Source organism: Qipengyuania sp. 902 (assembly GCF_051195295.1).
Lineage (GTDB): Bacteria > Pseudomonadota > Alphaproteobacteria > Sphingomonadales > Sphingomonadaceae > Qipengyuania.
Genome location: NZ_JBNJLJ010000003.1, coordinates 17,318 through 38,120 on the forward strand (window position 1 = coordinate 17,318; position 20,803 = coordinate 38,120).

Annotated in this window: 20 protein-coding genes and 1 pseudogene; 12 read left to right on the forward strand and 9 right to left on the reverse strand. The window is 63.2% G+C overall.

Annotated features, from left to right (window positions below; all coding sequences use genetic code 11):
• Positions 1-3: 3 nt before the first annotated feature.
• Positions 4-240, reverse strand: a complete 237-nt coding sequence (locus ACSH0F_RS09645; protein WP_435202248.1) for an acyl carrier protein — start codon at positions 238-240, stop codon at positions 4-6.
• Positions 241-392: 152 nt separating this feature from the next.
• Between ACSH0F_RS09645 and ACSH0F_RS09650 the strand changes: the two genes are divergently transcribed.
• From ACSH0F_RS09650 to ACSH0F_RS09660, 3 genes are all read left to right on the forward strand, one after another.
• The gene (locus tag ACSH0F_RS09650) at positions 393-2,372 is read left to right on the forward strand and encodes a serine hydrolase domain-containing protein (RefSeq protein WP_435202250.1); all 1,980 of its coding nucleotides are present in this window, start codon (positions 393-395) and stop codon (positions 2,370-2,372) included.
• Positions 2,373-2,469: 97 nt separating this feature from the next.
• A complete protein-coding gene (locus tag ACSH0F_RS09655) occupies positions 2,470-2,901 on the forward strand; it encodes a ferritin-like domain-containing protein (protein ID WP_435202252.1) in 432 nt (143 codons plus the stop codon).
• Positions 2,902-3,111: 210 nt separating this feature from the next.
• Positions 3,112-3,327, forward strand: coding sequence for a hypothetical protein (locus ACSH0F_RS09660; RefSeq protein WP_278327084.1), 216 nt, complete (start codon positions 3,112-3,114; stop codon positions 3,325-3,327).
• Positions 3,328-3,599: 272 nt separating this feature from the next.
• On the opposite strand, the gene aspS is transcribed toward ACSH0F_RS09660, so the two are convergent.
• Positions 3,600-5,471: an aspartate--tRNA ligase gene (gene aspS / locus ACSH0F_RS09665; protein ID WP_435202254.1), complete on the reverse strand. Its 1,872-nt coding sequence runs from the start codon at positions 5,469-5,471 to the stop codon at positions 3,600-3,602.
• Between the two features lie 165 nt (positions 5,472-5,636).
• Here aspS and rnd point away from each other — a divergent pair, with 165 nt between their 5' ends.
• Positions 5,637-6,839 carry a ribonuclease D gene (gene rnd / locus ACSH0F_RS09670; protein WP_435202256.1) on the forward strand — a complete coding sequence of 401 codons (1,203 nt, stop codon included), beginning with the start codon at positions 5,637-5,639 and terminating at the stop codon, positions 6,837-6,839.
• 120 nt (positions 6,840-6,959) lie between these two features.
• Positions 6,960-7,856, forward strand: a complete 897-nt coding sequence (locus ACSH0F_RS09675; RefSeq protein WP_435202258.1) for a hydrogen peroxide-inducible genes activator — start codon at positions 6,960-6,962, stop codon at positions 7,854-7,856.
• 79 nt (positions 7,857-7,935) lie between these two features.
• On the opposite strand, the gene ACSH0F_RS09680 is transcribed toward ACSH0F_RS09675, so the two are convergent.
• Both ACSH0F_RS09680 and pgsA read right to left on the reverse strand, forming a co-directional pair.
• Entirely contained in the window at positions 7,936-8,220 is a 285-nt protein-coding gene (locus ACSH0F_RS09680; RefSeq protein ID WP_435202260.1) for a GIY-YIG nuclease family protein, read from the reverse strand.
• Positions 8,221-8,877: 657 nt separating this feature from the next.
• Complete coding sequence (gene pgsA / locus ACSH0F_RS09685) at positions 8,878-9,471, reverse strand: CDP-diacylglycerol--glycerol-3-phosphate 3-phosphatidyltransferase (protein WP_435202262.1); 594 nt, start codon at positions 9,469-9,471, stop codon at positions 8,878-8,880.
• 114 nt (positions 9,472-9,585) lie between these two features.
• Here pgsA and ACSH0F_RS09690 point away from each other — a divergent pair, with 114 nt between their 5' ends.
• Positions 9,586-10,923, forward strand: coding sequence for an MFS transporter (locus ACSH0F_RS09690; RefSeq protein WP_435202264.1), 1,338 nt, complete (start codon positions 9,586-9,588; stop codon positions 10,921-10,923).
• Here the strand turns inward: ACSH0F_RS09690 and ACSH0F_RS09695 are convergent.
• On the reverse strand, positions 10,920-11,114 hold the full coding sequence (locus ACSH0F_RS09695) for a hypothetical protein (protein ID WP_435202266.1): 195 nt from the start codon (positions 11,112-11,114) through the stop codon (positions 10,920-10,922). The genes ACSH0F_RS09690 and ACSH0F_RS09695 overlap by 4 nt on opposite strands.
• Before the next feature lie 132 nt (positions 11,115-11,246).
• Between ACSH0F_RS09695 and ACSH0F_RS09700 the strand changes: the two genes are divergently transcribed.
• Entirely contained in the window at positions 11,247-12,914 is a 1,668-nt protein-coding gene (locus tag ACSH0F_RS09700) for a thiamine pyrophosphate-binding protein (protein WP_435202268.1), read from the forward strand.
• 62 nt (positions 12,915-12,976) lie between these two features.
• Here the strand turns inward: ACSH0F_RS09700 and ACSH0F_RS09705 are convergent, their stop codons facing one another.
• The 3 genes and pseudogenes from ACSH0F_RS09705 to ACSH0F_RS09715 form a co-directional block, all read right to left on the reverse strand.
• Positions 12,977-13,147, reverse strand: coding sequence for a CsbD family protein (locus ACSH0F_RS09705; RefSeq protein WP_278327094.1), 171 nt, complete (start codon positions 13,145-13,147; stop codon positions 12,977-12,979).
• A gap of 120 nt (positions 13,148-13,267) precedes the next feature.
• Positions 13,268-14,017 (reverse strand): annotated as a pseudogene (locus ACSH0F_RS09710) (SDR family oxidoreductase).
• Positions 14,018-14,090: 73 nt separating this feature from the next.
• Complete coding sequence (locus tag ACSH0F_RS09715; RefSeq protein WP_278327097.1) at positions 14,091-14,498, reverse strand: EVE domain-containing protein; 408 nt, start codon at positions 14,496-14,498, stop codon at positions 14,091-14,093.
• Positions 14,499-14,730: 232 nt separating this feature from the next.
• Here ACSH0F_RS09715 and ACSH0F_RS09720 point away from each other — a divergent pair, with 232 nt between their 5' ends.
• Genes ACSH0F_RS09720 through ACSH0F_RS09740 form a run of 5 tightly spaced genes read left to right on the forward strand, consistent with a single transcriptional unit; the run spans position 14,731 to position 20,069 of the window.
• Positions 14,731-16,347 (forward strand): putative bifunctional diguanylate cyclase/phosphodiesterase, encoded by a 1,617-nt coding sequence (locus ACSH0F_RS09720; protein WP_435202271.1) that lies wholly within the window; start codon positions 14,731-14,733, stop codon positions 16,345-16,347.
• Between the two features lie 52 nt (positions 16,348-16,399).
• Positions 16,400-17,209 carry a diaminopimelate epimerase gene (dapF, locus tag ACSH0F_RS09725; RefSeq protein WP_435203147.1) on the forward strand — a complete coding sequence of 270 codons (810 nt, stop codon included), beginning with the start codon at positions 16,400-16,402 and terminating at the stop codon, positions 17,207-17,209.
• Entirely contained in the window at positions 17,206-18,381 is a 1,176-nt protein-coding gene (locus tag ACSH0F_RS09730; protein WP_435202273.1) for a MiaB/RimO family radical SAM methylthiotransferase, read from the forward strand. Before dapF ends, ACSH0F_RS09730 begins: the two co-directional genes overlap by 4 nt.
• Entirely contained in the window at positions 18,378-19,304 is a 927-nt protein-coding gene (gene ftsY, locus ACSH0F_RS09735; RefSeq protein ID WP_435202275.1) for a signal recognition particle-docking protein FtsY, read from the forward strand. The genes ACSH0F_RS09730 and ftsY overlap by 4 nt, the downstream gene beginning before the upstream one ends.
• A gap of 3 nt (positions 19,305-19,307) precedes the next feature.
• Positions 19,308-20,069: an inner membrane-spanning protein YciB gene (locus ACSH0F_RS09740; RefSeq protein ID WP_435202277.1), complete on the forward strand. Its 762-nt coding sequence runs from the start codon at positions 19,308-19,310 to the stop codon at positions 20,067-20,069.
• A gap of 48 nt (positions 20,070-20,117) precedes the next feature.
• Here the strand turns inward: ACSH0F_RS09740 and ACSH0F_RS09745 are convergent, their stop codons facing one another.
• The gene (locus tag ACSH0F_RS09745; protein ID WP_435202279.1) at positions 20,118-20,801 is read right to left on the reverse strand and encodes a DUF6445 family protein; all 684 of its coding nucleotides are present in this window, start codon (positions 20,799-20,801) and stop codon (positions 20,118-20,120) included.
• Positions 20,802-20,803 lie beyond the last annotated feature (2 nt).

Below are 20,803 nucleotides of genomic sequence, written 5' to 3' on the forward strand. Positions count from 1 at the left end.
GCGTTAGTCCTTGTGCTCTTCGATGTATTTGGTCGCGTCGCCGACGGTCGAGATCTTTTCGGCCGCATCGTCGGGGATTTCGACGCCGAATTCTTCTTCGAAGGCCATGACCAGCTCGACGATGTCGAGGCTGTCTGCACCGAGATCGTCGATGAAGCTGGCCTCCTGGGTCACCTTGTCGGCTTCGACGCCGAGGTGCTCGACGACAATCTTCTGCACGCGGTCGGCAGTATCGCTCATTTTTGTCCCTCTCGAATTCATGGGGGTTTGGAAATTGGCTTTCGCCCTAATGAACGCCGCGGGCGAGCGCAAGGGGCTGGCGCATCTCGCCTGCAATTGACCTGTCACACGGCGAGCGTATTATCCGGGCAACACGCAAGGAGACCATCATCATGAAACGCCTCGCTTTTGCCGCATCCGCCCTGCTCGCCGCCGCCTCGCCGCTACCTCTGCTGGCGCAGGACGCCGCACCGCAGGAAAGTGCCGCAGTGCTTGACACCGGCACGGGCGCGCAGATGACGCCGATCCCGGGCTGGAGCCGCGAGATGCGGGGCGACATAATGGTCTTCACCGCGCCCGAAGGCGATGCCACCGCAGCGGTCGTCGGGGTCGACGAGGCGGCCGATGGCGCAGCCGCCGTTTCCGCCGCTTGGGCGAAGCTGGACCCGGCTTTCGACCGAGAGGTCCTGATCGCCCAAGACCCCCCGGCCCGCGATGGCTGGGATCAGATTACCGTGGTCAATTACAAGACCTCTCCAGCCGAGCAGCTCGCCATACAAGGCATCGGCCTGCGCAAGGGCGACACCTGGACCGTGGTGCTGATCAATGGCGCAATCGCGACCATTGCCAAGCGTGGGGCACAGCTCAATCAAGCCTTCGGGTCGCTGCGTCCGACCGACTTCGAGCGCGAGAGCTTCGCCGGGCGTGATGCCAACGAATTGACGCCCACCCGCATCGCCGAGCTGACCGGCCACCTGAGCGAGGCGATGGAGGGGCTCGAAATACCCGGCGTCGGACTGGCGCTGGTACAGAACGACCGGATCATCTGGGAAGGCGGCCTCGGCACGACCGAGATCGGCGGCGGACAGGAAGTGGACGAGGACACCAGCTTCATGGTCGCCTCCAACACCAAGGGCATGGCGACGCTGCTGCTCTCGACGCTGGTCGACGAAAGCAAGCTTGCTTGGGACCAGAAAGTGACCGAGGTCTATCCCGAATTTCGCCTCGGCAGCGCAGAGACGACCGACAGCGTACTGGTCGAGCATCTCATCTGCGCCTGCACCGGCCTGCCCCGCAAGGACATGCAGTGGGTGATGAACACCAGCCGCGACACACCGGCGAGCGACACCTTCGTCCAGCTCGCTGCGACCGAACCGACCAGCGGCTTCGGCGAAGTGTTCCAGTACAACAACCTGATGGCCAGCGCGGCAGGCTACATCGGCGGGCACCTGATCTATCCCGACATGGAAATCGGCGCCGCCTTCGACCGCGCGATGGACGAGCGCATTTTCGGGCCGCTCGGCATGACGCGTACGACCTTCGACTATGCCAAGGCGATGGACGACAATTGGGCGCGGCCGCATGCGCGCGGCTTCGCAGGTCCGGTCGAAACCGCGCCGATGCAGTGGAATTGGATGGTGTACCCCTATCGCCCCGCAGGCGGCGTGTGGTCCACCGCGCATGACATGGCGCTCTACGCGCTCAACGAGCTGCGCGAAGGAACGCTGGCGGACGGGACCGATCTCGTCTCTGCGGAGAACCTGCTCAAGCGACGCGAGCGTTACGTCCCGATCGGCGAGGACAGCTGGTACGGAATGGGCCTGATGGAGAGCGCAAATCTCGGCAAGTCGATCTATTACCACGGCGGCAGCCTGATCGGCTTCAAGAGCAATTTCTGGTTCATTCCGGAGGACGGCGTGGCCGCCGTGCTGCTGACAAATTCGGATACCGGCCAAGGCCTGCTCGGCCTGTTCCAGCGCAAGCTGCTCGAAGTGCTCTACGATGGCGACGACGAGGCGGACGAGAACCTTGCCGCAGCGGTCAGGCTGGGTGCGGAAGCGCGAGAGAAGGGCCGCGAAGGGATCGTCGAGAAGGGCGATGCCGAGGTGCTCGGCGCTCTCGCCCCGCGCTACGTGAATGACGAACTGGGACCGCTGACCATCAGCAGCGAGGGTGGAACGACGTTCGCGACCGTCACTTCGGGCACGACTGCCATCGGCACGAGAGCCAATGACGACGGCACCCAATCGATCATCATGATGACCCCGGGCTTCTTCGGCTTCCCGCTGGTCGTGGGTGAAAGCGACGGCAAACGCACGCTGACCCTGCTGGATGCCCAGCATAATTACGTGTTCGTGGAAGAGGCAGGCTGAAGCGAGACAAATCCGCGCCGCATCGCAGCTGGGCCCGGACCCGCTTTCCGTGTGAGGGGTTGGTTCAATATCAACCTCTTACAAAGGGAAGCAAACCATGAGCAGCAGTACTTTCAAGAGCCTGACGGATACGACGTTCGATTCGGTCGAAGGCTATCGCAAGGCCGCCGAAAAAGCCGACAGTCCGCAATTGCAGCAGGCCCTCAACCAGCGCCTCCAGCAGCGTGAAGAGACGCTTCGCCAGATGAACGCGGAACTCGAGCGCCAAGGTGACGATCTCGTCACCAAGGGCACCATGACCGGCGAGGCGCACCAGATGTTCGCCAGTATCTCCGACATGTTCGAAAGCGGCGATGAAGCCGCTGCCGAACGCGTCGAGGAAGGCGAGGACTACATCAAGAACAAGTTCCAGGAAGCGATCGAGAGCAACCAGCTCGAAGCGCAGGAACGCGCCGTGGTCGAGCAGTGCTATAACGAAATCTGCGAAGGCGAACAGTTCGGCGACATGATCGAAAAGCAGTACGACTGACCCCTCAATCAGTCACAACGGAAGGGCGCGGAGCGATCCGCGCCCTTTTTCGTGTGCGGTTTTGTATCTCGCTTCTCCAGCTAAACCGGCGGCTACCGATTGGGTAGTGCACCCAAGCTAGCTCCACTGGTAGATATGGACAGCGCAAGCGAAACGATAACTCCGCTGGCACCAATGCAATCAAGCGATTGGCCAACAGGAGGCATGACCATGCAAACTCTCAACCAAAACGAACTCGACCTGATCGGCGGTGCAGGACCGCTCGATGATGCCGGAACCGCGCTGCAGGTAGCTGCCGGTGTCGGTGGAGCAGCCGCTCTCGTCCCGACCCCGGCATCGCCGTATCTCGCCGGTTTTGCTATCGTGTCCGGCACTCTCGGCACGATGCTAAGCTACGCCGACTCGAAAATCGACTGGACCGAGTGAACGCTGGCCCAGCACATACGGGACCATCGCTGCCGATCGCACCGATGGTCCCCAATCTTGGAAGACAGCATGACGCTACGCATATCACGTACGAAGGTCTGGGCCTTGATGCTCGCATCGCTGACCGCAGCGGTCGTTCTCGCGGTTGGAATCCAATTCGTCGCGCCATTAAGCCAACTGCAGCCAGCTCCGTGGGTCGAACTGGCACTGCCCATCCTGCCCATCGTCCTTGTCGGCATATACATCTTGCGCCGACGATGAGGCTTTAGACCTTAGCCGGAGTGATCCTCGCTGCGTTCCGGCGCATCGCGCTTGGCAGCGTTGCTGTTCATGTCGGTTTTCTCGGCCTCGCTGGCGGCCTTCTGTGCTTCCAGCGCCGCTCCGCCGAGGCGGATGTGGACATCGCGCAACTGGCTGGGTGCGACCACGCTCGGCGCGCCCATCATCAGGTCCTGCGCTTTCTGGTTGAGCGGGAAAGCGATCACCTCGCGGATGTTCGGTTCGTCGGCGAGGAGCATCACGATCCGGTCGATGCCGGGCGCGGAGCCACCGTGCGGCGGTGCGCCGAGCTTGAACGCCTCGATCATGCCGCTGAAGTTCGCATCGACATCTTCCTGCGTATAGCCGGCGATTTCGAAGGCCTTGTACATGATGTCCGGGCGGTGGTTACGGATGGCGCCACTGGACAGTTCGTAGCCGTTGCAGACGATGTCGTATTGCCAGGCGAGGATATCGAGCGGGTCCTTGGTTTCCAGCGCTTCCATCTCGCCCTGCGGCATGGAGAAGGGGTTGTGGCTGAAGTCGACCTTCTTCTGCTCCTCGTCGTACTCGAACATCGGGAAGTCGACGATCCAGCAGAACTTGAAGCAGCCCTCCTCGATCAGGCCGAGTTCTTCTGCCACTCGGGTGCGCGCGGCACCGGCCAGCTTGGCGGCGTCCTTTTCCTTGCCTGCGGCGAAGAACAGGCCGTCGTTCTCGCCCAGCCCTAGCTCGGCATAGAGCTTTTCCATGCCCTCGGGTCCGTGGTTCTTCGCGATTGGGCCGCCGAACTCGCCGCCCTTGCGGGTGACGTAGCCGAGACCCGCGAAACCTTCGCGGCGGGCCCAGTCGTTCATCTCGTCGAAGAACTTGCGGCTCTTCTCATGCGTGTTCGGAGCGGGGATCACGCGGACCCGGCCACCGCCGCCGACGATCTTTTCGAACAGGCCGAAACCGCTCTTCTCGAAGTGGCCGGTGACGTCCGATATGATCAGAGGATTGCGCAAGTCCGGCTTGTCGCTGCCGTATTTCAGCATCGCTTCGGCATAGGGGATGCGGGGGAACTCGCCCGCGGGCGTCACGCTCTTGCCGTCGGCGAATTCCTCGAACACGCCAGCGAGCACCGGCTCGATCGCCTGGAACACGTCTTCCTGCGTGACGAAGCTCATCTCGAAGTCGAGCTGGTAGAATTCCGGGCTGCGGTCGGCGCGCAAATCTTCGTCGCGGAAGCACGGCGCGATCTGGAAATAGCGGTCGAATCCGGCGACCATCAGCAGCTGCTTGAACATCTGTGGCGCCTGCGGAAGCGCGTAGAAACGGCCCGGATGCAGGCGGCTGGGCACGAGATAATCGCGCGCGCCTTCGGGACTCGATGCGCCCAAGATCGGCGTCTGGAACTCGCTGAAGCCCTGGTCGGTCATGCGGCGGCGCAGCGAAGTGATCACGCGGTTGCGTAGCATGATATTCGCGTGGACGCGCTCGCGGCGCAGATCGACGAAGCGATACTTGAGGCGCGTTTCCTCAGGATAGTCCTCGGCGCTGTTGACGATCAGCGGCAGGTCTTCGGCGCGGCTCTGCACCTCGACCGAGCGGGCGAAGACCTCGATCTCGCCGGTCGGGAGATTCTTGTTCACCGCCACATCGTCGCGCGCCTTCACCGTCCCGTCGATGGTGACGACCGATTCCAGCTTGATCCGGTCGAGGATCGGCAGCGCCTCGCTATCCTCGTCCGCCACGATCTGCGTGATGCCGTAATGGTCGCGCAGGTCGACGAACAGCACGCCGCCATGGTCGCGCTTGTTATGCACCCAGCCCGACAGGCGAACGGTATCGCCGACATTGTCCTTGGTCAGCGCGGCACAGGTGTGGGTACGATAGGCGTGCATCTAAAATCTTTCCATTTTCGGATGTATGGCGCTAGGGGCGTCCCGACTTTGGGGCGACGCGCTCCTCTAACAGGAATCGCGCGCGCTAACAGGGCACCTGCGGCTTTTTGTCAAGGTTCGCAGAGGCCGAGGGCGGTACTCCGCTCCACAGACAGAAAAGATACGATGAAGATACACGACCTTATTACCACCACCGACGCGCTGGCCGATCTGTGCGAGCGCCTGGCGAAAAGCGATTTCGTCACCGTCGACACCGAATTCATGCGCGAAAACACCTATTGGCCGGAACTGTGCCTGGTGCAGATCGCAAACGAGGAAGAGGCCGCGGCGATCGATCCGCTGGCCGAGGGGATCGACCTTGCGCCGTTGTGGGACCTGATGTGCGACAATGAGGATGTGCTCAAGGTCTTCCACGCCGGTGGGCAGGATGTGGAGATCGTCTATAACTTCACCGGCAAGACCCCTCAGCCGATCTTCGACACGCAGATCGCGATGATGGCGATCAGCCAGTCCGAACAGATCGGCTATGCCAATCTCGTCGAAAGCTGGCTCGGCATCACGGTCGACAAAGGCGCGCGCTTCACCGACTGGAGCCGCCGCCCGCTGACCGACCGGCAGATCGAATATGCCATCGGCGACGTGACGCATCTGTCGAAGATCTTCCCCAAGATCCTCAAGAAGCTGATCAAGACCGAACGCGGCGGCTGGCTCGACGCGGAAATGGACAAGCTGGCCGATCCGGAGAACTACGCCAACGACGCAGGCCAGGCGTGGAAGCGCATCCGCTCGCCCGGCCGCAATCCGCAGGTGCTCGGCCGCTTGAAGGCGCTGGCGGCTTGGCGCGAAGGCGAGGCGCAGCACAAGAACATCCCTCGCGGGCGCATCATGCGCGACGAGACGCTGGCCGACATCGCCAGCCACCCACCGAAGAAACAGCCCGACCTCACCAAGGTGCGGGGCCTGTCGAATGCATGGAAAGACAACGACATCGGCAAGCGTCTGATGAAAGTGCTCGAAAAGGCGGAGCCGCTGTCGAAGGACGAAATGCCCGACAAGCCCAAGCGGGGCGCGCCGCTCGGCAAGGAAGGCGCGTTGGTGGCGGACCTTCTGAAGCTGCTGCTGAAGATTCGCGCTCGCGAGATCGACGTCGCCGCCCGGCTGCTGACCAAGGCGGACGAGATGGAAGCCCTCGCCGCCGGCGTGCGCGATCTGCCGATCCTGCAGGGCTGGCGCTACGAGGTGTTCGGCAAGGACGCGCTCGAACTGGTCGAGGGCCGCATGGCCTTCGCCGTACGAGACGGCCGCCTGCTGATGACCCACATCGACGACATGCAGAGCGAGATGGTCGAAACGCAGGCGGCGGAGTGATCGCACTGTCCCGCTCGTCCTGAGCTTGTCGAAGGACCGTCCTTTTAGACTGGACCGTCACTCGAAAAGAAGTACGGCCCTTCGACAAGCTCAGGGCGAACGGTCTAGAAACTGGAGATCATGTCCACCTACCTCCCAACCCTCAAGCAGCTGCAATATCTCGTGGCGCTGCACGAGCATGGCCATTTCGGTCGCGCGGCGGAGGCGAGCTTTGTCTCCCAGTCGACGCTCTCCGCCGGGATCCGCGAGCTGGAATCGCTGCTCGGCGTGACGCTGGTCGAGCGCAGCCGCCGCGTGGTGCGGTTCACTGCGCTCGGCAACCAGGTGGTGGACAAGGCGCACCGAATCCTGCGCGAGGCGGAGGAGCTGGCGGACCTCGTGCAGGCCGCAGGCAAGCCGCTCGCGGGGCAACTGCGCATGAGCGTGATTCCGACGATCGCGCCCTTCCTCCTGCCGCGCTTCCTGCCGCGCCTGCGCAAGGAGCGCCCCGATCTCGAGCTATTCCTGCGCGAGGAGACCAGCCACGACGCGGTCGAATCGCTCCAGCACGGGCGGGTCGATTGCGTGCTGCTCGCCCTCCCCTTTCCGACCGGCGAGGTGGAGACGGCGCATATCGCCGACGACGAGCTTTACGTCGCCTTCCCCGAAAACGACCCGCGCGATCCGCCCGAGAGCGTCCCGCCGAGCATGATCGACGATGGCCGCCTGCTGCTGCTGGAAGACGGGCACTGCCTGAAAGACCATGCGCTCGCCGCCTGCAACCGCCCCGAACTGCGCGGCTCGACCACCATGATCGGCACCAGTCTGCACACGCTGGTGCAGATGGTCGACAACGGCCTCGGCCTGACGATGCTGCCGAAAATGGCCGTCGACGCGGGCATATTGAGCGGCACCAAGGTCGTCGCCCGCCCCCTCAAGAGCAAGAGCGCCACCCGCGAGATCGCCCTGATCTGGCGCAAGAACTCGCCCCGGCGGGACGACTTCGAGCTACTGGCGGAGGAGTTGCGGGCGGGATAAGTCGGGGCTGAGCCTACTCCCCAAACCCGCTCAGCCTGAGCCTGTCGAAGGCCACTCGCCAACGGTGGCCTATAGCGTGTCACCCTTGTCGGCTTTTCCCTAACTTGGAAATTCTCTCCCAATCATCCGCTATCAGCGCCTCCTTTTTCGCCCTGCTCCAGCCTTTAATTTGACGCTCGGCATCAAAAGCGTCGTCGCGTGTCGGGAAGTCTTGGGACCACACGAGCCGAACAGGCAGACGCTTGGCCGTGTACCCACCAAGCGCACCGGATTGGTGCTGGCTAACGCGCAGCTCGATATCGTCGGTATGTCCGGTGTAATAGCTGCTATCGTTGCAGGACAGAATGTAGCAATAGAAAGCCATGCGGTTGGCTAGCCTCAGCGCGTGGCCTTCGACAAGCTCAGGCTGAGCGGATGTGATAGTCCGAACTCAATCCAAGTGCTTCAAGCCAACCCGCAGATAATCCCAACCAGTAATCACCGCCAGCCCCGGTGCTGCCCAGAGGCTAACCACGCTAATGCAGACCGCGGGCTATTGCCTAGCAACAGCGAGCCAAGACACCCGCTGCATTGCTTCGGTCTCGGCTGTTAGTGCGGTGTCATATATCCCGCATTCCGGTCCGAGTGGACCCCACTCCGCGCCATCGCATCTGATAGGTATACGAGCCGTCATCTCGCTTAGATATGATGACCTGCTCGGTATCATCGGGCTTTGTGTGCTGGCGAACGAACTTGACCATTGAACAACCCCATTGTCGTTTACGTCTGCAAACCATTCAAACGACAGAGTTTCCGCTCATTTTCCTACAGGAGCCTTTTCTGTCATTCGGATCGGATGTTTGCAGGATTGAACACACCAGCACACAACACGCGATTTCTGCCGCGCATTGGCTTGCTTCAGTTTGCGAACTGAAAGGTGACACATCGCCGCGTCCAATCGCTCGCAATCCCGCGTTCTCCGCGCCCTTCAACCCAAACCGCAGTTTTGCAAGACACCCCGGTCAGCGGTCCACGCCCCCGCTCAATCCATGTGTTTCAAGCCGACCCGCAGATAGTCCCACCCGGTAATCACCGTCAGCACCGCCGCCGCCCACAGGCTGACGAGACCGTAGGTGTGCGGCACATTCGCCTCCATCGCGCCGACCATCACGGTCCAGTCCGGCAGGCCCTGCCCCAGGATGAGCGAGCCGAGCGCCATCATCTGGAAGGTCGTCTTCCACTTGGCGAGGCGGCTGACGGGGACCGAGACTTGCAGCGGGCCGAGGAACTCGCGCAGGCCCGACACGGCGATCTCGCGCATCAGGATGATCAGCCCCGCGATCACATGCGCGTCGCCAACGTATGGCCCGCGCAGCACGCCCTGCGCCGCCAGCACGAGGATCACCGCGGCGACCATGATCTTGTCCGCGATCGGATCGAGGAAGATGCCGAGCTTCGATACCGTCCCGCTGGTGCGCGCGAGGTAGCCGTCGAAATAGTCGGTGATGCCCATCGCGCAGTAAAGCACGAAGGCGGCGAGATAGCCTTCCTCCCACCCCGGCCACCACAGCAGGAAGGCCAGCAACGGGATCGCGAAGATGCGCGTCAGCGTCAGGATGTTGGGCAAGGTGAGCATCGCCCCTCCCCTAGCGAGTTACGGCTCGCCGCAAAAGTCGCCGATTGTCCTTGTCCGCTACGGCGTTGCGCCTCTACACGGGTCGCCGAATGACGGGGCCATTCCCGGGGGGTCATGCTTACATCCACGCATCTGCTGCGCACGAGGCGGTTCCTGCCGCTGTTCGTCACGCAGCTGTTCAACGCCTTCAACGACAACCTCTACAAGACCACCATGGTCCTGTTCGTGGTCTATGCGGTCTACAGCGACCCGGCCACCGAGGCGAGTTTCAGCGGTCTGGCATCGGGCCTGTTCATCCTGCCCTTCTTCCTCCTCTCCGCGCTGGCCGGGCAGCTGGCCGACATGCGCGACAAGGCGAAGATCATCCGCACGGTAAAGGCGTGCGAGATCGGGCTGATGATCATCGGCGCGAGCGGGCTCTACCTCGCTTACAACGGCATCATGGTGCACACGGTGGCGATCCCGCTGCTGCTGCTGGCACTGTTCCTGACGGGCGTGCAATCCACCTTCCTCGGCCCGATCAAATACGCGATCCTGCCGCAGCATCTGAAGAAAGACGAGGTGCTGGCGGGCACCGGGCTGGTGGAAGCGGGGACCTATGTGGCGATCCTCGCGGGCACGATCCTCGCCGGGCCGATCGCGGTGGACCACACCGGCTGGGCGGCCATCGGCATCATTGTGACCGCCTGCATCGGCTATCTCGTCAGCCGCCAGGTTCCGTCCGCCCCGCCCATGGGCGAGATCGAGAAGCTCGACTGGCATATCCTGCGCGCCTCGGTGAAGCTGGTGCGCGACACGATGCACAACAAGGAAGTCTATTACGCGATCCTCGCGATCAGCTTCTTCTGGACCATCGGCGCGGTGCTCTTCATCCAGTTCCCGCCGCTGGCCAAGAACACGATCATGGCCAGCCCGGAGGTCGCCAGCCTGTTCCTCGTGGTCTTCTCCATCGGCGTCGCGATCGGGTCGATCGCGGTCAATGCGCTGCTGAAGGGCCGCGTTTCGGCGCGCTACTCGCCGGTATCGGTGATCGTCATGGGGCTGTTTGTGGTTGCGTTCTACGTGGTCGCGAAGATGTGGGAGGCGGACCAGCCGCAAACCCTGCTGTCCGTGAGTGAGTTCATCGCCTGGCCCATGGCCGCGATCCTCCTGCTCTGCCTGCTCGGGATATCGGTGGCAGGGGGCATGTTCGTGGTCCCGCTCTACGCCTTCCTCACCACGCGCGTTTCGCCCGACCGAGCATCGCGCACGATCGCGGCGAACAATATCGTCAATTCGGGTGCGATGGTGGCCGGCTCGCTCGCCGCCATGGCGCTGAGCGTGGCAGGCGTGCCGATTACCGAGCAGGTTCTGCTGTGCGCGGCGATGTGCCTGTTCTCGGCCTGGCTCGGCAAGCGGTTGGTCGCGGCTGAAAACGCCGCAGCCGAGGTGGCGGCCGCAGCGGGAGCCTAGATGATGAAGGCGAGAACCGCGGCGACGGTCGCGAAATAGGTCGTCGCGACACCGCGCACGTCGCTGGCGGTGAGAGCCCAGCCGACCGGCTCGCTGGCCGGTATATCGGCAAAGGCCATGCGGCGCTGTGGCAGACTTGCCCGGAACCAGTGCCGGGCGGCTTCGCTCGAAAGGACAAGTGCGCGTCTCATAGTAGGAGTTAACGCTTTCTTAACTGTTTGGTATCCCCCCGGCTTTCAACTGTCGCAAAACGGTACGAAACGGCACAAATTAACCATGTTCGCCGATTGCCAGCCGCATGGAGCGGGGGTAGTCGCGCTACCATGAGAGAGACCCACACCCCCGCCGCCGCCCGCCTGCTGGTCGATTGCCTGATCGAGCAGGGATGCGACCGGATCTTCACCGTCCCGGGCGAAAGCTTTCTTCAGGTGCTCGACGGTCTGGGCCAGCAGGACGCGATCGATGTGGTCACCTGCCGACAGGAGGGCGGCGTCGCCTTCATGGCCTGCGCCGACGGAGCGATGACCGGCAGGCCGGGCGTGGCCTTCGTCACCCGCGGCCCCGGCGCAACCAATGCGAGCATCGGCGTACATGTCGCGATGCAGGATTCGCAGCCGATGATCCTGTTCGTGGGCGACGTCGACAGCTCGATGCGCGACCGCGAAGGCTTCCAGGAGGTCGATCTCAGCGCATTCTTCACGCCAATCGCCAAATGGGCTGCCCGGATCGACAGCGCGGACCGTATTCCGGAGTATATCGCCCGCGCTTATGCGACCGCCATCTCGGGCCGACCGGGGCCGGTCGTGCTGGCGTTGCCCGAGGATATGCTGAGCCGGAATACCGACGCCACGCCGCGCCCGAGAGTGGAGCGCCCGGCGCAAGCACCCTGCCCCGACGCGATGCAGGCGATGATGGCGCTGATCGCCGATGCCGCCGCGCCGCTCGCGATCGTCGGCGGAGCGGGCTGGAACCCCAAGGCCCGCGAGCATTTCCAGCTGTTCGCGGAACGGCTCGGCATTCCGGTGGCGACGGCATTCCGCAGGCAGGACGCGATTTCGCCCAGCAGCCCGGTGTACGCCGGAAATCTCGGATACGGCCCCAACCCGAAACTTGTCGAGCGGGCGAAAGACGCCGATCTGATCCTGGCGGTCGGTGCCCGGCTCGGCGAGGCGACGACCGACGGCTATACCGTCCCGCCGCCGACCGCGCCGGACCGTAAGCTGGTCCACATCCACCCGGATGCGAACGAGCTCAACAGCGTCTATCCCGCCGATCTCGCGATCTGCGCCAGCATGGACGAATTCGCCGAAAGCGCCGCGCTATGGGACGAGGGCGAGGTGATCGACTTCGATGCCGGGGCCGAGGCACACGCCGAATGGGAAGACTGGGCCACGGCCCACCCCAACGGCCACACGCTCGACATGGGGCAGGCCGTCCAGTTCATGCGCGACACTCTCCCCGCCGACACGATCATCTGCAACGGTGCAGGTAATTTCGCCGGTTGGTGGCATCGGTACTGGCGCTATAACGGCTTTCCCAGCCAGCTTGCACCGACCTGCGGCGCGATGGGTTACGGCGTGCCAGCAGCCGTGGCTGCTGCGCTGCGCTTTCCGGAGCGAACGGTTGTCGCCGCGGCGGGTGACGGCGATTTCCTGATGAACGGGCAGGAACTGGCGACTGCCGTTCAGCACGGCGCCAAACTGATCGTGATCGTCGTCGACAACGGCGCTTACGGCACCATCCGCATGCACCAAGAACGCGAATTTCCCGGCGAGGACCGGATCAGCGCGACGCGCCTCGCCAATCCCGATTTCGCAAAACTGGCCGAAGCCTTCGGAGGCTGGTCCGCGACCGCGGAGACGACCGAAGAGTTCAAGGACGCGCTCGTGGCTGCCGAAGGCCGCAGCGGACTGCGCCTGATCCATTGCCGCATCGACATCGAGCAACTCGCAGCGAGCGGCGCAAGCGTCAGCGGGCTGCGCGAACGTTAGGCACCAAGAAGGGCCGCCCCGGTATTGCGGAGCGACCCTTCTTTCTGGTTATCTAAACAGCCTTAGACGTCGTTGCCAAGCTTGCCTTCGACTTCGCCCTTGAACTGCTGGGCTTCGCCCTTGGCTTCCTGCTGGCGGCCTTCGGCGCGCGTCTCGGGATCGTTCGACTGCTGTTTCACATTGCCGGCGGCTTCGTTGGCATTGCCTTTGATCTTTTCGGTAAGTTCACCCATGGGTTCTCTCCTATGCTGTGGAGCGCGATTTTCTGCGCTGTTACAGGCAATTAACGGAAAATCAGCCCTGTGGTTCCGCGGGGTTACGCCAGTCCGAAAGCACCGTGCGACAAGCCGACATCAGCGCTTCGTCATCCCGCCATCCACCATATATTCCGACCCCGTCACGTAAGACGCGGCATCTGACAGCAGGAACAGCGCGACGTTGGCGACTTCCTCTGCATCGCCGAAACGACCGAGCGGGACCTGCGACTTCACCTGTTCGCGGAATTGCTCTTCCCGCTTCTCATCCATATCGGCGCGGTTGATGAAGTTTGTCTCGATCGGCTCAGGTGAAACCGCGTTCACGCGGATATTCCGCTCCGCCAGCGCGCTGGTCCAGCTGCATGCGAGCGAGAGGCAGGCAGCCTTGGTCGCGGCTTAAACCGCGCCTTGCGCCTGGCCGAGATAGGGCGCGACCGAAGCGCTGAGCAGCACCGCACCGCCGTCTTTGATGTCGTCCATCAGCTCGGCCATCTGCAAGACCGGCTCGCGAACATTCGTGTTCATCATCTGGTCGAAGAAATGGGCGTCGTTCTTCTGGTTCGGGCGAAACTTGCCATAGCCTGCATTAAGCCAAAGCCCGTCGATGCCGTCCCACTTTTCGCGTACCGCCTTCGCCAAGTCAGCAACAGCGCCGGGATCGGAGGCATCGTTCTTGAGCACGAGCGATCCTTCCGGCAATGCCTTGCGCGCATCTTCGAGATGGTCGTCGCTATGGCCGGTGACGGCGACACGGCCGCCTTCGTTGGCGATCGTTTTGGCAGCTTCGAGGGCGAAGCCGCTGGTACCGCCGGTAATCAGGACAGTCTTGTTTTCGAAACGGTTCACTGGGTTCTCCTAGTGAGTGTGCTTCACGCCACCAACCACGGGCCCTGCCGCGCCGTTCCTGCGCTTCGCCGCGTCAGATGCCCGCCATCTCGAGAATGACCGACCATTCCTCCGGCTTGATCTCCGCCACCGAAAGGCGCGACAGTTTCACCAGTTCGCAGTCGGCAAGTTGGGGCTCCGCTTTGATCTGCTTGAGCGTGACCGGACTCGGCAATTTGGTCTTGGGCTTTACCTTCACCGCGGCCCACTTGCCTTCCGGATCCGTCGGATCGGTGATCCCCGCGACGCTGACCTCGCAGATACCGACGATCTCCAGCCCCTCGCGCGAGTGATAGAAGAACGCCTGGTCGCCGACCTCCATGGCCGCGAGATTGTTCTTGGCACGGTGGTTGCGGACGCCGTCCCACGTGCCTTCCTTCTCGGCGACAAGGTCGTCCCAGCTATATTTGAAGGGTTCCGATTTCATCAGCCAATAGCGCATCGCGTGCTTCGTCCTCTTCGTGTTCCGGGTCTTGCGGCCGCGGCCTAGCCCCTGGGGGTTGCCGTGGCCAGACCCGCGGCCCGAAACTGCGAGGTTAACCGCTTCTTAGGGTGCGCCCGATAGTTCGATCAGATCGAATTCTTGGGGGTCCTCATTGTCTGAGCAATCGTCAGCGTCGTCGAAGGCAGAACGCGCCGGTCGCGCTGCGCTGCCCGCGACACGCAAGCACGATATGGTCACGCTCGGAATCGCACTGGCCGCGATCATCCTTTTCGTCGGCACTGCCGGCGTCGTTTTGCCGACTCTTATCCGCGCCTTCCAGGGTGCAGCGCCATCGCCCGATCTCGCACTGACGAATGCGCTACTCCTCAACATCGCGCTCATTCTCCTCGGCTGGAACCGCTACAAGGCCCTGACAGCAGAGCTCGCGCGTCGCTGCGCATCCGAGGAAGAGGCGCGCCGTCTCGCCGACATGGATCACCTGACAGGCTGCTTCAACCGCCGTAGCCTGACCGTCGCCCTCGCCGAGCTGCTGGCCGAGAAAGCCCATCGCGAACGCGCGCTGGCAGCAGTCGCCGTCGACCTCGACAATTTCAAGCAGATCAACGATCTCAACGGGCACCTTGCCGGCGACGAAGTCTTGCAGGCGATCGCGCGCCGGATCCAGCGCCTTATGCCCGAGGGCGGCCTGCTGGCGCGCCTGGGCGGCGACGAATTCCTGTGTGTCGTCCCCTATCACCCGCAGGTTCCCGACCGGATCGACCAGCTTGCCTCGCGCATGATCGAAAGCGTCGCCGTGCCGGTCGATCACGAAGGCAATTCGATCGACGTCACGATTTCCGTTGGCATCGCATCGAGCACCCAGCTGGATCTTACCGGTCAGGGCACCGTCTCGGCCCAGAAGCTGATGCACAAGGCGGATATCGCCATGTATCACGCCAAGAAGCAGGGCAAGAACCGCTTCTTCTGGTTCGAACCGCCGATGGAGAACGAGCTGCGTTTCCGCAACGAGCTGGAAACCGGCATTCGTCGCGGCATCGCGCAGGGCGAATTCCGCCCCTATTACGAACAGCAAGTCGACCTCGAAACGGGCGAACTGACAGGCTTCGAAATGCTCGCCCGTTGGGACTCGCCCGAACTCGGCGTGATCGGACCCGACATCTTTATCCCAATCGCCGAGGAAATCGGCGTCATTGGCGAGATGAGCGAGCGGTTGATTTCGCAGGCGTTCGAGGATGCCAAGCAGTGGGCGCCGGAGCTGACGCTGTCGGTCAATATCTCGCCCGTGCAGATGCGCGATCCGTGGTTTGCGCAGAAGCTGCTCAAGCTGATGGTCAAGCACAATTTCCCGCCCAACCGTCTGGACATCGAAATCACCGAAAGCTGCCTGCACGAGAATATCGGCATGGTACGCTCGATGATCACCTCGCTGCGCAATCAGGGCGTGCATGTCAGCCTCGACGATTTCGGGACCGGCTATTCCAGTCTCTCGCAGCTGCGCACCCTGCCCTTCGATCGGCTCAAGATCGACCGCGCTTTCATTTCGGAGCTGACCGACGAAGCGCATGGCGGAAAGCTGGTCGATGCGATCATCTCGATGGGCGACGGCCTCAAGCTGCCGATCACGGCCGAGGGCGTCGAAAACGAGCAGGTGCTCGAGGCGTTGAAGGCGATGGGCAAGCTCAAGGGACAGGGCTATCACTACGGTCGCCCGGAACCTGCCGACAAGGTGCTCGAGCGCCTGCAGAAACAGGGCCGCCTGTCCGACGACGACGCGAGCAACGTGACCGCGGTCGATTTCGGCGACCAGAGCTCCTCGGCACGCGAAAGCGACGCGCGAGCCAGCTAAGCCGCCTTGCACACTGGACGCTGCGGCTGCCAGTGCATAGATGCGCGGCATTATGCGCGTCGAATTCTCCAAGATGCACGGCCTTGGCAACGATTTCATCGTGCTCGATGCGCGCGAGGTCAGCTTGCCTGCCATCGACACCGGGGTCGCGCGTGCCCTGGCGGACCGGCGTACGGGGATAGGCTGCGACCAGTTGATCGTCCTTGAGCCGAGCGAGACTGCGGACTTCCGCATGCGCATCTTCAATAACGACGGCGGCGAGGTTGGGGCCTGCGGCAATGCCAGCCGCGCGGTGGCCCTGCTGCATGGCTCTGCGGCGAGCGTCGAGACGTCGGGCGGCACGATTAAGGTGGAACCGACGGAGAATGGCGCCAGCGTCGATATGGGCGAACCCCGCTTCGATTGGGACGCCATCCCGCTCGAATACGCTATGGATACAACCGTAATGCCGGTCGGCTGGGACAGCCTCGACCAGCCGGGCGCGGTCAATGTCGGCAATCCGCATGTGATCTTCTTCGTGGAGGATACCGACGCGGTACCGCTCGACAAGATCGGCCCGGAGATTGAGACCGATCCGCTGTTTCCCGAGCGTGTAAACGTGAACGTGGCGACCATCGGGAGCCGCACGCATATTCGCCTGCGTGTGTGGGAGCGCGGTGCAGGCCTGACCCGCGCCTGCGGCACCGGCGCCTGCGCCACGGCTGTCCACGCGATGCGACGCGGCCTTGTCGAGCGCGAGGTGACCGTCTCCCTGCCCGGCGGCGATCTCCTGATCGTGTGGAGCGAGGACAATCGCATCCGCATGACCGGCCCCGCGACCGAAAGCTATCGCGGTAGCTTCGAATGGAGCGATTTCGCGTGAGCGAGGCGCAGGTCATTTCGCTCGGCTGCCGACTCAATATCTCCGAGAGCGAGCAGATCCGGGCGATGCTGGCGCAGGAGCGCGACGTGGTGGTCGTCAACAGCTGCGCCGTGACCAGTGAAGCCGTCCGCCAGACGCGGCAGGCGATCCGCCGCGCGCGCCGCGCGAATCCGCACGCGCGCTTGCTGGTGACCGGATGCGCTGCCGATATCGAGCGCGATCAACTCGCCGCCATGCCCGAGGTGGACGGACTGGTGGCCAACACCGCCAAGCTCGATGCGCGCGCGTGGAACGTGCCGGTCGATACGCCGCCAGTCCCGCAGGACCGCACCCGCGCCTTCATCGCGGTGCAGAACGGCTGCGACCATGCCTGCACCTTCTGCGTGATCCCCCATGGCCGCGGGCCGAGCCGGTCGCTGACCATCAAGCAAGTGCTGGCCGAGGTAGAGGGGCACCTGGCGCATGGCGCGCCGGAGATCGTGCTCACCGGCGTCGATGTGACCTCATGGGGCCACGAAATGCCCGATACGCCGCCGCTCGGCGCGCTGGTGCAGGCGGTGCTCGACACATTTCCCGACCTCCAGCGCCTGCGCATGTCCTCGCTCGACGGGATCGAGATCGATCCGCTGCTGTTCGAACTGTTCGCGAGCGAGGAGCGGCTGATGCCGCATCTGCATCTCTCTCTGCAACACGGGCACGATTTGATTCTCAAGCGGATGAAGCGGCGGCACCTGCGCGATGATGCGGTGGATCTCGTCCAGCGCCTGAAGGCCGAACGCCCGAACATCGCCATCGGCGCGGATCTCATCGCCGGTTTCCCGACCGAGAGCGAAGATCACCACGCAGCCAACCTCGCCATCATGGGTGAGCTGAGCATCGTCCACGCTCATATCTTCCCTTACTCGCCCCGCCCCGGCACGCCCGCTGCGCGCATGCCGCAAATAGATCGCGCCATCGTGAAGCGACGCGCCGCCGAGCTGCGTGCTGCCGCCACCACGATGCGCGACGCCTGGCTGGCATCGCTCGTCGATAAACCGCACAGTGTCCTCGCCGAGCGCGACGGGACAGGCTACACGCCGCACTTCGCAAGAGTTTCCGTGCCCCAAGGCACACGCGCCGGTGAAATTCTTACCGTGACGCCCACCCGATACGAGAACGGCCTGCTGCTATGAGCGACAAACCCAGCTGGACAGAGCGCCTGTTCGGCGGCTTCCGCAAGACTTCCGAAAAACTGACCAGCAATCTCACGGAAGTGGTCGGCACCGCCAAGCTCGACGATGCGACGCTGGACGATGTCGAGGATGCACTGATCCTCTCCGATCTCGGCCCCAGCGCCGCCGCTCGCATCCGCGAAAGGCTGCGCGAGAAGCGCTTCGGGCTCGAGATCAGCGAGGCCGAGCTCAAGGAAGCCGTCGCCGAGGAAATCGCCGCGATCCTGCGCCCGGTGGCCAAGCCGCTCGAAATCACCGCCTTCCCGCGCCCGCAGGTGCTCCTGGTGATCGGCGTCAACGGCAGCGGCAAGACAACCACTATCGCGAAGCTCGCTCACCTGTTCCAGGAGGACGATTACGCCGTCATGCTGGCCGCCGGCGACACCTTCCGCGCCGCCGCGATCGGCCAGCTGCAAACCTGGGCCGATCGCATCGACGTGCCGATCGTGCGCGGCCCCGAAGGCGGCGATCCCGCCTCGATCGTCTTCGACGCGGTCAAGCAGGCGACCGACATCGGAACCGATGTGCTGATCGTCGACACGGCAGGACGCCTGCAGAACAAGCGCGAACTGATGGACGAGTTGGCCAAGATCCGCAAAGTTCTCGGTCGTCTCAATCCCGAAGCACCGCATGACGTGGTGCTGGTGCTCGATGCGACCAACGGCCAGAACGCGCTCAGCCAAATCGACGTCTTCAAAGAGGTCGCGGGCGTGACCGGCCTCGTCATGACCAAGCTGGACGGCACGGCACGCGGCGGCGTGCTGGTGCAGGCAGCGGAGCAGTACGGCCTGCCGATCCATGCCATCGGTGTCGGCGAGAAGATCGACGATTTGCGGCCCTTCGATCCCGACCTCGTGGCGCGCGTGATTGCGGGGATGGCGTAGTCGATGTCCGACGACAATAAATCCGTTCGCCCTGAGCCTGTCGAAGGGCCGCACTTCACTTCGAGCGCTGCGCCCAAAGAAGAGGACGGGGCTTCGACAAGCTCAGCCCGAACGGAAATTGAGGCGGAAACCAAACCCAAGCCCAAGTCCGGCTGGCTCAACATCCTGGTCGATTACGGCCCGCTGCTGGTCTTCCTCGGCGTCTACAAGTTCTATCAGCCGCCCGCCGATTCCACCTTCGGCGAGATCGCGGCGGTCATCTACGGCACCATAGCCTTCATGATCGCGGCGGTCGTGGCGCTCACCTTCAGCAAGCTCAAGTTCGGCCATGTCAGCCCCATGCTGATCCTCTCGACCGCACTGATCGTGGGATTCGGCGGCCTGACCATCTGGCTACAGGACGAGCGCTTCATCCAGTTCAAGCCGACCGCGATCTACCTGCTCTTCGGCGTGCTGCTGGTCGGTGGCTGGCTGCGCGGCAAGGCGTTGCTGCAGATCCTGCTCGAGGCTGCGTTCGAGGGCGTCGACCGCGAAGGCTGGCTCAAGCTTTCGCGCAATTGGGGCTTTTTCTTCTTCGCCCTCGCCGCGCTGAACGAGGTGCTGGTGCGGGTGATGGACTTCGAAGGCTGGCTCTGGGCCAAGCTGTGGGTGTTCATGCCGCTGAGCTTCCTGTTCACCTTCACACAAATCCCGATGCTCCTGCGCCACGGCCTCGCGCTGGACGACGCCGACGAGGTAGCCAAGGATGAGCCGCCGACGGCGTAGCGCCCACCTTCTCATGGAAACGCGGAGTCCGTTATCCGGATTGCCGCCTTACGCGCCCATGAGAAACATGTTGATGGTCAGGCGTCCCTCGCCTGGATCGGCGGACAGATTGGCGTTTGGCGGAATGACGCCGGAGTGAAGCGACCAGCCGCGATAGAGAATGAACCGGTCGGGCTGCGCTTCGATCTCTCCGATCATTTCGTATCGGTCGTTGTCGCCATGGTGATAGCCGGAAGACGGTTCGCCTAAGCGATCTTCGGCTCGCACCGCGTCCTCGTATCTTGTCTGACGTTCAGGAGTAATCGCCTCGAAGCCGGTTGCGCGGTGGCGATAGAAAGCGGTGCCGCCGCTCTCGGGACCGAGCAAATAGTGCATTACCGCGATCAGTCCGGCTTCGGAGCCGTCGTAATGCGGGCGGCGCTGGCCGGGCGAGAGATCGTCCGCGCGCTTCGTGACGAGCGAAAATGTCGAAGCTTCAAGCTTGATACCCCGTCTGATTCCGAAAACCTTTTGCAAAACTTCGAACATGAGGCCGCGGCGACGGTCGAGATAAGAGGGATCGGCCCAGGAGCGGATGCCCGGATAGGCCGCACCGCCAGGCTGATATTCAGCTTTCGTGGCTTGGTCGCGCAGCCTGTCGGCCATCCCGCTGAAGCCGTCGATTACGACCACGGGCTGCCGATCAGAACCGAACTGGTGAACGTCGATCTGCGGGCGGGCAAGCGTTTGCATGG